Source organism: Acinetobacter vivianii, assembly GCF_014635885.1.
Classification (GTDB): Bacteria; Pseudomonadota; Gammaproteobacteria; order Pseudomonadales; family Moraxellaceae; genus Acinetobacter; species Acinetobacter vivianii.
In genome coordinates this window covers 442,437-455,932 of record NZ_BMDR01000003.1, presented here as the reverse complement: position 1 = coordinate 455,932, position 13,496 = coordinate 442,437, and the positions used below count along the sequence as shown (strand labels likewise).

The 13,496-nt window shown below is 43.3% G+C and carries 12 protein-coding genes and 1 pseudogene; 4 read left to right on the top strand and 9 right to left on the bottom strand.

The genetic code is table 11. The features are described 5' to 3' along the window. Positions 1 to 260: 260 nt before the first annotated feature. The 8 genes and pseudogenes from glmS to IEV36_RS08675 form a co-directional block, all read right to left on the bottom strand. Complete coding sequence (gene glmS, locus IEV36_RS08710; protein WP_005260266.1) at positions 261 to 2,099, bottom strand: glutamine--fructose-6-phosphate transaminase (isomerizing); 1,839 nt, start codon at positions 2,097 to 2,099, stop codon at positions 261 to 263. 12 nt (positions 2,100 to 2,111) lie between these two features. After that, the gene (gene glmU, locus IEV36_RS08705) at positions 2,112 to 3,476 is read right to left on the bottom strand and encodes a bifunctional UDP-N-acetylglucosamine diphosphorylase/glucosamine-1-phosphate N-acetyltransferase GlmU (protein ID WP_005260264.1); all 1,365 of its coding nucleotides are present in this window, start codon (positions 3,474 to 3,476) and stop codon (positions 2,112 to 2,114) included. 20 nt (positions 3,477 to 3,496) lie between these two features. Beyond that, positions 3,497 to 4,018, bottom strand: coding sequence for a phosphatidylglycerophosphatase A family protein (locus IEV36_RS08700; RefSeq protein ID WP_005260262.1), 522 nt, complete (start codon positions 4,016 to 4,018; stop codon positions 3,497 to 3,499). Further along, the gene (gene thiL, locus IEV36_RS08695) at positions 3,996 to 4,913 is read right to left on the bottom strand and encodes a thiamine-phosphate kinase (RefSeq protein ID WP_005260260.1); all 918 of its coding nucleotides are present in this window, start codon (positions 4,911 to 4,913) and stop codon (positions 3,996 to 3,998) included. Before thiL ends, IEV36_RS08700 begins: the two co-directional genes overlap by 23 nt. A 15-nt stretch (positions 4,914 to 4,928) precedes the next feature. Beyond that, positions 4,929 to 5,378, bottom strand: coding sequence for a transcription antitermination factor NusB (gene nusB / locus IEV36_RS08690; protein ID WP_004657014.1), 450 nt, complete (start codon positions 5,376 to 5,378; stop codon positions 4,929 to 4,931). A 3-nt stretch (positions 5,379 to 5,381) separates the two neighbouring features. Continuing rightward, entirely contained in the window at positions 5,382 to 5,852 is a 471-nt protein-coding gene (ribH, locus tag IEV36_RS08685; RefSeq protein WP_004659764.1) for a 6,7-dimethyl-8-ribityllumazine synthase, read from the bottom strand. A gap of 11 nt (positions 5,853 to 5,863) precedes the next feature. After that, positions 5,864 to 6,985, bottom strand: a complete 1,122-nt coding sequence (ribBA, locus tag IEV36_RS08680) for a bifunctional 3,4-dihydroxy-2-butanone-4-phosphate synthase/GTP cyclohydrolase II (RefSeq protein ID WP_004776357.1) — start codon at positions 6,983 to 6,985, stop codon at positions 5,864 to 5,866. A 231-nt stretch (positions 6,986 to 7,216) separates the two neighbouring features. Beyond that, positions 7,217 to 8,528, bottom strand: a pseudogene (locus tag IEV36_RS08675) (hypothetical protein). Between the two features lie 68 nt (positions 8,529 to 8,596). Here IEV36_RS08675 and serB point away from each other — a divergent pair. The 3 genes from serB (at position 8,597) to IEV36_RS08660 (ending at position 11,187) form a co-directional block, all read left to right on the top strand. Further along, positions 8,597 to 9,817, top strand: coding sequence for a phosphoserine phosphatase SerB (gene serB, locus IEV36_RS08670; RefSeq protein ID WP_004776353.1), 1,221 nt, complete (start codon positions 8,597 to 8,599; stop codon positions 9,815 to 9,817). Between the two features lie 406 nt (positions 9,818 to 10,223). After that, complete coding sequence (gene aciT / locus IEV36_RS08665) at positions 10,224 to 10,559, top strand: ciprofloxacin tolerance protein AciT (protein ID WP_004776351.1); 336 nt, start codon at positions 10,224 to 10,226, stop codon at positions 10,557 to 10,559. A gap of 148 nt (positions 10,560 to 10,707) precedes the next feature. Then, positions 10,708 to 11,187 carry a hypothetical protein gene (locus tag IEV36_RS08660; protein WP_004776350.1) on the top strand — a complete coding sequence of 160 codons (480 nt, stop codon included), beginning with the start codon at positions 10,708 to 10,710 and terminating at the stop codon, positions 11,185 to 11,187. Between the two features lie 49 nt (positions 11,188 to 11,236). On the opposite strand, the gene dtd is transcribed toward IEV36_RS08660, so the two are convergent. Then, complete coding sequence (dtd, locus tag IEV36_RS08655; protein ID WP_005260256.1) at positions 11,237 to 11,677, bottom strand: D-aminoacyl-tRNA deacylase; 441 nt, start codon at positions 11,675 to 11,677, stop codon at positions 11,237 to 11,239. Between the two features lie 197 nt (positions 11,678 to 11,874). Here dtd and IEV36_RS08650 point away from each other — a divergent pair, with 197 nt between their 5' ends. Continuing rightward, positions 11,875 to 13,398, top strand: a complete 1,524-nt coding sequence (locus tag IEV36_RS08650) for a catalase (protein ID WP_005260254.1) — start codon at positions 11,875 to 11,877, stop codon at positions 13,396 to 13,398. The last annotated feature ends 98 nt before the right edge of the window (positions 13,399 to 13,496 follow it).

The following is a 13,496-nucleotide window of genomic DNA, read 5'->3' as shown; positions in this document are numbered from 1 at the left end:
AGATTGGATTTTAGCCCTATTCATCTTTTGGCAAAGATTGTTTTAGCGTGTTATAGATCGCTGAATTAATTGGTATATTCTACGTTTTATGAAATTCAAAATTTGAATCTTATTAATGATTTACTTTGGATTATTTGATGATCTTTATCTTAACTTGATTACGCTATTCTGTGATTCAGTTATAAAAAAGCCCAGCATACTTTTTATTTAATATGTCTGGGCTATTTTTGATTATTAACTGTGTAGAGTTAATAATTTTATTATTCTACCGTTACACTCTTAGCGAGGTTACGTGGCTGATCGACATCAGTTCCACGTAATACAGCGACATGGTAAGACAATAATTGTACTGGTACGCTGTAAACGATTGGCGCTAGCCATTCATTGACTGCTGGAATATGTACGACGTGTTGACGGTCTTTACCGTGAATACCACTGTTCTCATCCGCGAAAACAAATAATTCACCACCCCGTGCTTGTACTTCTTCCATGTTCGATTTCAGTTTATCGAGCATTTCATCATGCGGTGCCAAGATAACTACAGGCATTTCGTTGTCAACTAAAGCAAGGGGACCATGCTTTAATTCACCCGCGGCATAACCTTCAGCATGAATATATGAAATTTCTTTCAGTTTCAATGCGCCTTCAAGTGCGATTGGGAAATGTGTTCCACGACCCAAGAACAGACAGTGATTCTTTTCCACGAACAGCGCAGACAAGCGAAGAATTTCAGTATCACCTTGCAAGGTATCTAAAATGACTTTCGGGCAGTGCCATAAAGCAGTAGCAATTTCATTCAGCTGGGCATCAGAAAGGCGTTGTTTCACCTGACCAATTTTCAGGATTAACAACATCAATGCCGCAAGCTGAGTGGTAAAGGCTTTGGTTGATGCCACACCAATTTCAGGGCCAGCCAGCGTCAGTAAATGGTGATCTGTTTCACGCACCATTGATGAGGTTGCGACATTACAAATCGTCATTGTCGTGATGTCAATGTTGTTGGCTTTGGCACGTTTTTGAGTTTCACGTAACGCAGCTAAGGTATCCGCAGTTTCACCTGATTGAGAAATACAGATATACAGCGTATTGGCAACGATAACAGGTGTGCGATAGCGGAATTCACTTGCGATTTCAACCTGACAAGGCACGCCAATCAATTGCTCGAACCAGTATTTGGCAATCATACCCGCATGGTAGCTGGTACCACAGGCAATGATTTGAATTTGCTGGATTTTACTGAAATCGGCATCGGCATGATTTAAGAAATCTTCGCGTAAGCTATTGCCATTCAATGCTTGAGAAATAGTTTGCTGAATCGCTTCAGGTTGCTCATAAATTTCTTTGAGCATGAAGTGCTTATATTCGCCTTTAGAAGCATTACTAACCGTTGCATCTAATTCTTTGACTGGGCGTTCAACCGCTTCACCATTTGCAAAAACTTCAATGCTATTACGGGTTAAGCGTGCAATATCGCCTTCTTCTAAATAAACAAAGCGATTGGTCACAGGCAACAAAGCCAACTGGTCTGAACTGATAAAGTTCTCACCAATACCCACACCAATGACCAGTGGAGAGCCTTCACGCACGGTAATCAGCTCATCTGGATGTGCTGTATGTACAATACCGAGTGCATAAGCCCCTTTTAGGCGAGGTGTAATCTTTTGTACCGCTTCCAGCAGACTATCAGTTTGTTTTAGTGCTTCATTAACGAGATGCGCAACAACTTCTGTATCTGTTTGAGAGGTGAAGACATAACCTAAAGCTTGTAATTCATCTTTAAGTTCTTGGTAGTTCTCAATAATACCGTTATGTACAACTGCTACATTGCCAGAAACGTGTGGATGCGCATTGTTTTCAGTCGGTTTACCGTGTGTTGCCCAACGGGTATGTGCAATACCCACATTACCTGTTAAATGCTGTTCTGCTACGGCTTCAGCTAGATTAGCCACTTTACCTACGCGACGTTCACGCAGGATTTGCTGTTTATTGAGCAAGGCTAAACCTGCAGAGTCATAGCCACGATATTCCAGACGTTTTAGACCTTCGATCAGAATCTCGGTTACACAACGTTCAGCAACGCCACCAACAATACCACACATAATTTTATCCTCTTATTTTTTCAGTTTTTGGGGACGTTGATAATCCGCTTTTTCAAACTGCTTTGCTCGTTCCACAGCCAAACTACGCTCAGCCACATCTCGTGTTAAGGTAGATCCCGCACCTGTGGTCGCACCCTGACCGATTTTGATTGGTGCAACCAATGAGTTATTGGTTCCAATAAATACATTGTCTTCAATAATGGTACGGTGTTTGTTGGCACCATCATAGTTACAGGTAATGGTGCCTGCACCAATGTTACAGCCTGCACCGATATCCGCATCACCTAGATAAGTGAAGTGGTTGGCTTTAGAACCAAGACCAATATTTGAATTCTTTACTTCAACAAAGTTGCCGATATGCACGTCATTGGCAAGATTAGCGCCTGGGCGTAAACGCGCGAATGGCCCAATCTGGGTATTTTCTCCAACTACCGCGTTTTCAAAAATACTATAGGCCTTAACCTTGGTACCTGCCGCAATACGGGTATTCTTTAAGATACAGCCAGCGCCGAGGTGGACGTTATCGCCAAGTTCGCAGTCACCTTCAATGATGACATTGACATCGATTTGTACATCTTGACCGCACTTGAGACTGCCGCGCAAATCAAAACGATTTGGGTCAATCAGATGAACACCTTGTTGCATTAACTCTTTGGCTTGCTGTTGCTGGAATTGGCGCTCTAAGGTCGCTAGTTGCAGACGGTCGTTGACACCTTCAACTTCGAATTCTAGCTCAGGCTGAATAGACGCAATTTCTAAGCCATCTTCAACTGCCATTGCCACAATATCAGTCAGGTAATATTCACCCTGAACGTTATTATTAGAGAGCTTTGGTAACCATTGATGCAATTTAGCATTGCTGACGCAATAAATACCTGTATTAATTTCCTGAATCTGGCGCTGTTCTTCATTGGCATCTTTATGTTCAACAATGGCCTGAATTTTGCCAGCTTGACGAACGATACGACCATAACCTGTTGGATTTTCAACATTCAGGGTGATCATACCGATACCAGATTGACTCGAAGCTTCTAATAATTGTTCAAGCGTACTTTGACGAACGAGTGGCACATCACCATAGAGAATTAAGGAAATACCATCTTGCGGTAGTACTGGTAAAGTCATTTGAACCGCATGACCTGTGCCTAACTGTTCAGCCTGCTCGACCCATTCAATTTGCTCGGCAGCAAAGCTTTGTTTAACCAACTCACCGCCATGCCCATAAATGGTAATAATATTTTGCGCATTCAGTTTTTTTGCCGTCTGGATCACATGGCCCAGCAGTGGACGACCTGCCAATGGTTGTAATACTTTTGGTAGTTGTGAACGCATTCGCGTTCCTTTCCCTGCTGCAAGAATAATAACAGTTGTTGACATAACTAACTCTAATTTATGGCTTAAGTCAAAATATAAAAATGAATAATAAGAATACAGAGTGCTGCCCAAAGTCCCGCAATGATATCGTCGAGCATGATTCCAAAGCCGCCAGAAACTTTCTGATCTGCCCAGCTGATCGGGAATGGTTTCCAGACATCAAATATACGGAATAATACGAATCCAACAATGACCCATAACCAGTTCACTTGTTGCAAATAAAGCAAAGGGAGCAGGCTAATGGATTGTCCTGCAAACTCGTCCCACACAATACGTCCATCGTCGTGGACATTGATTACTTTTGCTGTATGGCCACAGATATAAATGCCAATCAATGACATTAAAATGACCACAACGATGCTAGCAGACAGACCGAGATATACCCATAGTGGCATAAACAGGAGTGCAAAGGCCGAACCAAATGTACCCGGTGCTTTAGGTGCTAAACCAGAACCGAAACCGACACCGCAAAAAACGATGAAACGGTCAAACCAAGACATTTGGTTAAAGTGAATGGGAGGTTTATGCAAAGTGTTGGTATCCATGAACATGTAACGGGCATGTTTCGCCCATATACTCAAATAACAATCCAGTTTGTTGGGTAATTTCGCCAATTATTGTAATCGGAACATCTAATTGTTGTCGCGACAGTTCCTTAAAGTTTTGCGGTGATATTGTAAAGCATAATTCGTAATCATCACCGCCTGCAAGTGCATAATGCCAAGCCTGTTGCAGATCGAGTTGTTTTAGTGATGGATCTAACGGAAGTTGATCAAGCTGTAATTTTGCACCGACATTGGATGCTTTCAGAATATGACCCAAATCCTGAGCCAAGCCATCTGACACATCAATCATGCTGGATGCCAACCCTTTCAGCTGTTGGCCGAGTTGACAGCGTGGCGTTGGGTAGTCCAGACGTTGTTGCAGGGCATGACCAAGATGCTGCAATCCAAAGGCTGCATCTCCAACTTGCCCACTGACACAAATATAATCACCAACCTGAGCGCCTGCACGAGTAATGGCCTGACCTTGTTCAATCCAGCCCAACGCAGTCACACTGATGGTGAGTTGACTACTTTGAGTTGTATCGCCACCGATCAGGCTCACACCAAATTGATCGCAGCAATCGAAAAGCCCCTGACTAAATCCAGCCAGCCAGTCGTGATCAACGGTCGGTAAGCTCAGTGCCAGTAAAATACTGTGGGGTTTTGCACCCATTGCAGCCAGATCAGATAAATTGACAGCGACACTTTTCCAGCCAATAGCATGGGGAGCCGTATCTAGGGGGAAATGTCGACCAGCAACCAGTGTATCTGCACAGATCACCAATTGTTGTGAAGGAGGGGGGGTGACAATGGCTGAGTCATCACCGATGCCTAAACTTACATCTGCATTGGATGTACGCTTAAAGTAGCGCTCAATAATGGAAAACTCAGCCATACAACATCAAGCCTATTATTTTGCTTGTTGTTTTTCAGCTTCACGAAGTTTTGATGAAAGACGGTCTAATACACCATTGATGTATTTATGGCTGTCTGCACCACCAAAGTGTTTCGCTAACTCAATTGCTTCATCAAGTACAACACGATACGGAACTTCGAGGTGATCTCGTAGTTCATAAGCGCCTAAACGCAAAGTTGCAAGCTCTACACCATCAAGGGCATTTAGCTCACGGTCAAGTACCGGGATGAGTAACTCATCTAAGGCTTCATGTTGAGCAACCACTTGAGTGAGCAATTCATGGTAATAGTTAAGGTCAACTTTGTGCATCGCATTTTCAACACGCGTACGTGCTTCAATTTCATGTACAGGGTTATGACTCATTTGCCATTCATAAATCCCTTGTACAGCAAAACGACGTGCTTTGCGTTTCGCTGCATAAGCGGCCTGAAGTGTTTGCGACATGCTTTAAATTGCCTTTAATAAGTTAACCATTTCGATTGCAGTCAATGCAGCTTCGCTACCTTTATTTCCTGCTTTCGTACCAGAACGTTCAATTGCTTGTTCAATGCTGTCTGTCGTCAAGACACCATTGATCACTGGCATTGTGCTTTCAAGTGCAACCACACCTAAACCTTTCGCACATTCGCCTGCAACAAAATCAAAATGTGGTGTGCTACCACGAATCACTGCACCTAATGCAATGATGGCATCAAATTTATTTGAAGCCGCTAATTTTTTCGCAACGATTGGCAGTTCCCATGCACCTGGCGCATGAATAACCGTAATCGCATCTTCTGAAACGCCATGACGTTTTAAAGTGTCGATTGCGCCTTCAAGTAAATGTTCAACCACGAAGCTGTTGAAACGACCCACTAAGATCGCATAACGACCTTCGCTTGCGAGATGTAATAAACCTTCAATACGGCGAATTGCCATAGCAACCTCGATTATTTTGCTGTGATTTGATCGGCAGTGATGTATTCCACTACCTCTAAATTAAATCCTGAAAGGGCATTGAAACGAAGTGGAGAACTCAACAACTTCATTTTCTCAACACCCAAGTCACGTAAAATCTGTGCACCGACACCAATGGTCTGATATTGGTGAGAAAGCGCGGCATTTGATTTCAGCGGTTTTGGCTGATTCAAACTATTTAAAGCTGGGCCTAAATCTTCTAAATGATTTTGACCAATCCAGACCAGTACACCACGATCACTTGCAGCAATAGTCTTCATTGCAAGATCAAGATTCCATGCTGGTGAACCGTCTGCTTTATTCAGCTTTAACAAGTCACGAATTGGACTAAAACCATGTACACGAACTGTCGTAACACCCTGTTTCGGTTCACCTTTGACCAAGGCAACATGAATATCAGGATTACCAATTTCACGGTATTTATACAGCTCAAAAGTACCATATTCAGTTTCAATGGTCTCTTGAGACAAACGTTCAACGGTTTGCTCGTTGGTCATGCGGTAATGGATCAGATCCGCAATGGTCCCAATTTTTAAGCCATGCTTTTCTGCAAAGACTTCCAGATCAGGGCGACGTGCCATAGTACCGTCATCATTGATGATTTCACAAATCACTGATGCAGGTTCAAGGCCAGCCAAACGGGTTAAATCACAACCTGCTTCAGTATGACCCGCGCGGTGTAATACACCACCCGGTTGTGCCATCAATGGGAAAATATGCCCTGGCTGTACAATATCGCTTGGCTTGGCATGTGCAGCAACCGCAGTACGAATGGTATGTGCACGTTCAGCTGCTGAAATACCTGTGCTAATGCCTTCTGCTGCTTCAATTGAAAGCGTGAAGTTGGTCGCGTGCTGTGCGCCGTTCTGATCAACCATTAATGGCAGGTTGAGTTGCTTACAACGTTCACGGCTTAAAGTCAGGCAGACCAAACCACGTGCATGGGTAATCATGAAGTTAATATCTTCAGGGCGAACATGCGTTGCAGCGATGACTAAGTCACCTTCATTCTCACGATCTTCATCATCCATCAGGATGACCATTTTGCCTGCACGAATATCTGCGACAAGCTCTTCAACACGACTCAGCGGCATTCGCTTTCACCTTTGATGTTGCCTTTTAAGGCTCTAGTATTCGATAAATCTGGCATAGTTTACCGCATTTTAAAAAATTTCGCCTGTGCTTCTTGATCAATTCAAATATGTCATCTGCAAAAGCAGATAATGGCTTGATCTGGGGCTGCTGTTGTGAACTTTCTAGGCTCATTTTGTGAGGCGTTTGAGCAGGGAAAAAAATAAGGCTTTGTTATGAAACAAAGCCTTATTTTAAGATGCGGCGCTTGAATCAGGACTCAGTGGCTGCTTTCGCTTTTTTGCCCATCAAGATTTCAGTACGCAGTGTTTGTGCTACAGTTGCACAGGCTTCATTCATGCCATTAATCATGAACGCATGGCGAGTCATGATATTGCTTGGATTCGGCATCGCCACCAATTCATAATTATTTTGAATGGTCTTAAGCTGATCATGATTGAGGTGTAAAGCCGCTTCTTTGGCATGTAGATGCTGAGTCAAGCGTTTCGCTGCTTCAACTGCATCCAGTTGCATGGCATCGACCGCGCCAGCAACCGCACCACGAGTTTGCAAGGCAAAGCGTTTATCTTCACGGTAACGTTTATACAATACATCAGACAATAACTGGAACACGGCACCGACCATCATCAGGCATTCTAGCGCTTGTGGCTGTTCCGTGTTGGTGGTCAAAGTTGCACCTTCGCTATCAAATTCTTGGGTGACATGAATCTTAGCGGCATCAATTTCATAATGCTTGGCACAGAGGTCGATACTTTTATCCAAGAATAACTGGCAAAGTTTAAAATATGGCACCGAAACAGACTGATTGACACTATTCAGAAGTTGCTTCGGATCATAGAACTGAATGTTCAAAGCCAATGCCTGATCATCCAGTTGAACCGCTTCTGCTGGACGCTTCTCGATACGCGCCTTGCTCTGCGCTTTGGCCTGTTGTTGAGCCTGAGCAACCAGTGTCACCGTATTTTGTTTTTCGAGTGCCAATGCCTGAGTTAAACGTTGAATTTCATGCTTAAGGTGATTCTCTTGGTTAATACGAGCCAGATATTCACTGCGTGTTGGACGGGCAATGGCACGATACGCCAGCCAGATCAAGGCATGAATAAATAACGAGACTAAAATCGCTAACCATTGGGTACGTAAGATTTCACCGATACTTGGCTGGATGAGAGTAATTTCAACCGTTCCAACTTTCTTCTCATTTTGCAATGCATCACGAACAAACACTTCACCTTGGCGAGTTTTCGACATACCACTGGTGGCAAGGACTTGCTTATTGGCATCCAGGATACGAATCGAAGCAACACTTGGATTGGTGGCATAACGATTCGCCACCAGAGCCAATGAAACGGTGTTGGCAGGTTCCAGCTCGGAAAGCGTATCTGCCACTAACTGACTTGTCATCAGTTGACCTTGGCTGGCGCGGTTTTCATTGAGTTGATGTGTCGTTGCAATCACCAATAAAAAGGTATGCAATGCAAAACTTACGATCAGTAGGCTAGCAAATAGCCCTTGGCGAGGCGCATTCAAGTTAAACTTCCAAGGCAAATAGATTTAGGTTCGGTTATGTTATGATTCTTACATACAATAGTTGTCGCTCAACCACGAGTCAATTCATGCGAGAAATCATTCTTATATCCTTTCTAGGACCAGATCAACCGAATCAGTTTACTCGATTAATGCAGGTACTATCCGTACATTCTTTGCAAATACTTGATGTAGGTCAGGCCGTTATCCACAATCAACTCACCCTCGGGATCGTTGTTGCATCGGATAATGAGACTGCTACTGCATTGGCAATGAAAGAGATTCTGATTTTAGCACATGATATTGGCCTAACAGTGCGATTTAAACCAATCTCCAACGCAGAATATGATCAATGGGTGAGTGAAGGTGGCCGAACACGCTATATCGTGACGGCACTTGCTCCAGAACTCACGGCTGCGCATTTGCAAGCGGTCACAAAAATTGTGTCGAGTCAGGGTTTTAATATCGAAACCGTCACGCGCTTATCTGGCCGTTTAGAGCTGGATACAGAGAGTCCTTTCCCGCGTCGGGCTTGCGTCCAATTTGGATTGAGTGGGCAGATGCTAGATGCGCAAGCTATGCGTGCAGCTTGCCTGAGCTTGTCAGGTGAGTTGAATATTGATGTTGCTGTACAAGAAGACAATGCGTATCGCCGCAATCGCCGTCTGGTGTGCTTCGATATGGATTCAACCCTCATCGAGCAAGAAGTAATTGATGAGCTGGCTTTAGAAGCTGGTGTTGGTGCGCAAGTCGCTGAAATTACAGAGCGTGCCATGCTCGGGGAGTTGGATTTTCAGCAAAGTTTCCGTGCCCGTGTCGCTTTATTAAAAGGTCTGGACGCATCAGTTTTACCTAAAATTGCAGAACGTCTGACGGTAACTGAAGGGGCAGAGCGTCTGATTTCGACACTGAAAGCACTAGGTTATAAGACCGCAATTCTATCAGGTGGTTTCCAGTACTTTGCTGAGTACTTGCAAGCAAAACTGGGGATTGATGAGGTGCATGCCAATATTCTCGATGTTGAAAATGGCATCGTGACAGGTGAAGTGAAAGGTGCGATTGTCGATGGCGCGCGCAAGGCCGAATTACTTCGTCAACTGGCAGAGAAAATGGGGATTTCCTTAGAACAGGCGATGGCAGTTGGAGATGGTGCTAACGATTTACCAATGCTCTCGATTGCGGGGCTCGGTGTCGCATTCCGTGCCAAGCCTTTGGTTCGCCAAAATGCCAATCAAGCAATTTCCAGTGTGGGTTTAGATGGTGTTTTGTACTTGTTAGGTATGCATGATAAAGACTTGAATCGCGCTTAACACAGCGATTTTCGGGTTCAAATAAGGCCGCTTTTGAAGCGGCTTTATTCATTTTTAAGTCGTCACGATTCCGTCATATTTATGTCTAAATGTATAGAAAAACAACGATAAAAAATTTCTGAAAAAAGTTTTTTTAAGGTCTAAAACATCGATAGTTTTTTGTAATGACACGCCGCAATTGATGCTATATGGAGATTCGGGACTTTTGTAATTTTAAAAAATGTAATTACAAAAGCATATTGCGACAGCTTATGTCGTAAGGTTAATTTCAGGCTCTTTTTTTCTAAAAAAAACACTCCATAATGCATAAAGACGTTAATGCAACACCAAGTACTGTTTGAGATTACAGAACAATATAGAGGTCTGGACACAATTGCAGACCATCCTTTTTAAGACGGAGGTTTCTATGGAAGCAGCGAATTTCACCATGTTGGTTGGATTTGGCTTAATCGCTGTCGCAATTATTGCTGTTTTCTTTTCTCCTTATCGTCGTTGGTTAGGTTTTATGTTGGCAGGTATGCTCTGCTGGGGACTGTTAGAAGTGGTACGCTTTGGTGCGCAAACCATATTCGAGATGTCAGTCGCCTATAGCTATCTCACCGCATTGAGCTTCGCGATGATTACGGTTACATTTATTTTGTTACGTGAAGATAAACAAGCACAAAAACAACTGGCAAATCGTCAGTATATTGAACATACACCTGTTTATAAGGATGATCAGCAACAATGTTCTAGCAGATAAATTATAATAATTTTAACAACATCAAAGGCATGCTCAGCATGCCTTTTTTGCACTAACTTTCTGCAACAAAGCTTTTTCCGACTTTTCTACAATTGTGCTAGGATACAGTTGTCTTAATTTTCATCATAATACTGTAGGCATAAATGTCATGAAGCTTTCTTCTTTACCTGTGGTTAAGTTACCTATCGTTGATGTAAGCACTGATCCACTTGATCTATTAGTGGCAGGTTTGGCGTTACGTATGAAGCAATTGGCACGCACTAGCCCGAAGTTTATTGAATTGGTTCATGACCGTGAGTTCCGTATTCAGATTGGTACGGATTTAGGTTTTGCGCGTCAAATTATTGTGAACCGCGGCAAAATTGATACAGTGGCAGGTAACCCGGAACAAGCTGATTTTATTTTGCAATTTGCTTCAAGTGAGCAAGGCGTAAAAACCTTACTGAAAGGCGATCCAACTGCATTTATGACAGGGATGCAGGACGGCAGCATTAAAATGGAAGGGGACTTTAGCTTATTGGTGTGGTTTAACCAAGCTGCAAAACTGATTCCACCTAAAGTACCAAAACCAGTAAAAGAAAAAATCCGTCAGGCACGTGCATTTATTAAAGAAAAAACAGGCAAATAAAAATGTCATAAAAAAACTCCCAAATCGGGAGTTTTTTTATGTGCTCGAATTATTCAACGTCCAGATTAAAGGTCACTGGCCCATCATTAATTAAATGAACTTTCATATCTGCTGCAAAAATTCCTGTTTGCACATTATTGAATTGTTGGCGGGCATATTCCACTAGCTGTTCATAAAGTGCTTTGGCTTCGATTGGCGGCATCGCTGGACCAAAGTCTGGGCGTAAGCCTTTTTGCGTTTGGGCCATTAAGGTAAATTGAGAGACCAATAAAATCCCGCCATTTGCTTGGCTGACATTCCAGCCCATTTTGCCTTGCTCATCATCAAAAATTCGGTATTTCAGAATTTTATCAATCAGCTTCTGGCCTTTCTCTAAAGTATCTTCTTTACCCAGACCTAAAAATACCAGTAAGCCGTGTTGAATCTCACCTGTAGTCTCGCCCTCAACCACCACTTTCGCTTCGAGGACGCGTTGAATTAGTGCGCGCATAAGAATTAAAGATTAAATGTTTATTCAGTTGCGCAGTCTAGCAGATTTAGTGACCCTACAGCGGGGTGCAAAATAGAGCCTCCTAATGCTTGATCTTATTTTTCGATTTGTTTTATTAAAATTATCTTTTTTATCTATTGTTAAAATCTTTGTATAGTCCCCGTGCAGGAAAGGTATTTGATTTTGGATTTAACAGTATGTTTAAACGAACGTTTTTATTCACAATAATGGCAGCAACGTTAGGCACCGCGTATGCAGCACCTTTAACAAAAGACAATGGTGCGCCTGTCGGTGACAACCAGAACTCAACCACAGCTGGCGCAAATGGTGCAACCTTGTTGCAAGATGTGCAGCTGATTCAAAAATTACAGCGTTTTGGCCGTGAGCGTATTCCTGAGCGTGTGGTCCATGCACGGGGTACAGGCGTATACGGTGATTTCGTCGCAACAAAAGATTTGTCTGATTTAACCGTCGCTTCTATGTTTAAAGCAGGTACGACCACACCTGTGTTTGTTCGTTTTTCTACGGTGATTCATCCGAAAGGTTCACCAGAAACTGCGCGTGATCCACATGGCTTTGCCGTGAAGTTTTATACCCAGCAAGGGAACTGGGATCTGGTCGGTAATAACTTGCCGGTATTTTTTATCCGAGACGCGATCAAGTTTCCTGACTTTGTACATGCGATGAAGCCTGATCCTGTGACCAATGTTCAGGATCCTAACCGCATTTTTGATTTCTTAAAAAGCCAGCCGTGGTCGATCAATATGTTGACCTATGTCTATTCAAACTTGGGCACACCTGAAAGCTACCGTACGCTGGATGGCTTTGGCGTGCATGCATTCAAGTTATACAACGACAAGGGTGAGTATAAGTACGTCAAATTTAACTGGCGTTCTAAGCAAGGGGTAAAAGGGCTGAATCTGGATCAGGTACGAGAAGTACAGGGCCGTGACTGGAACCACTTGACCAATGATATGTATAAAAATGTCTATGCAGGAAACTATCCGAAATGGGACTTATACATTCAGGTGCTTGATCCAAAAGACCTAGATAAATTTGATTTCAATCCATTAGATGCAACCAAAATCTGGCCGAATGAGCTGGTACCTGAAATGAAAGTCGGGACTTTGACGCTAAATCGTATGCCGAAGAATTTCTTCCAGGAAACAGAACAGTCGGCATTTGCGCCTGGCAATTTAATTCCGGGTATTGAGCCATCGGAAGACCGTTTATTACAAGGCCGTATTTTCTCTTATTCAGATACACAGTTGTATCGTTTGGGCGCCAATCACCAGCAAATTCCAGTGAACCGTCCGCGTGTCGCAGTGAACAACAATAATCAGGAAGGCTTCATGAATATGGGACAAACGGAGTCTCATGTGAATTATGAACCAAGTACGATTGAGCCGAAGCCATCAACTGAGATTGCGCGTGCAGTAGCAACGCCGTTGCAAGGTAGCGTCATGCAACAGGCGATTCAGAAACAGCAGCCATTTAAACAGGCTGGTGATGTATATCGCAGTTATTCAGCATTGGAAAAGAATGACCTGATTCGTAACCTTGCGGCTGATTTAGGCCAAGTTAAAGATGTAGAAACCAAAAGCATTATGGTGTCTTACTTCTATAAGGCCGATGCCGATTATGGAACGCGTTTGGCCAAAGCTGTGGGCGTAAATCTTAAAAATGTACAGAGTAAAGCAGCTCAGTTGAAAGACGAATAAACGCTTTGTTGATGTGGTAACAGGTGCCTGAATGTTACCCCCAGAAAGTCCTGTAACCTCAATAGCCTTTCCTGCACCTAGGGCGAGTGTTACAGGCA

Coding starts and splice junctions, on each gene's coding strand:
- glmS (WP_005260266.1), bottom strand. CDS start 2,099: ATGTGTGGTATTGTTGGTGGCGTTGCTGAACGTTGTGTAACCGAGATT.
- glmU (WP_005260264.1), bottom strand. CDS start 3,476: ATGTCAACAACTGTTATTATTCTTGCAGCAGGGAAAGGAACGCGAATG.
- IEV36_RS08700 (WP_005260262.1), bottom strand. CDS start 4,018: ATGGATACCAACACTTTGCATAAACCTCCCATTCACTTTAACCAAATG.
- thiL (WP_005260260.1), bottom strand. CDS start 4,913: ATGGCTGAGTTTTCCATTATTGAGCGCTACTTTAAGCGTACATCCAAT.
- nusB (WP_004657014.1), bottom strand. CDS start 5,378: ATGTCGCAAACACTTCAGGCCGCTTATGCAGCGAAACGCAAAGCACGT.
- ribH (WP_004659764.1), bottom strand. CDS start 5,852: ATGGCAATTCGCCGTATTGAAGGTTTATTACATCTCGCAAGCGAAGGT.
- ribBA (WP_004776357.1), bottom strand. CDS start 6,985: ATGCCGCTGAGTCGTGTTGAAGAGCTTGTCGCAGATATTCGTGCAGGC.
- serB (WP_004776353.1), top strand. CDS start 8,597: ATGCGAGAAATCATTCTTATATCCTTTCTAGGACCAGATCAACCGAAT.
- aciT (WP_004776351.1), top strand. CDS start 10,224: ATGGAAGCAGCGAATTTCACCATGTTGGTTGGATTTGGCTTAATCGCT.
- IEV36_RS08660 (WP_004776350.1), top strand. CDS start 10,708: ATGAAGCTTTCTTCTTTACCTGTGGTTAAGTTACCTATCGTTGATGTA.
- dtd (WP_005260256.1), bottom strand. CDS start 11,677: ATGCGCGCACTAATTCAACGCGTCCTCGAAGCGAAAGTGGTGGTTGAG.
- IEV36_RS08650 (WP_005260254.1), top strand. CDS start 11,875: ATGTTTAAACGAACGTTTTTATTCACAATAATGGCAGCAACGTTAGGC.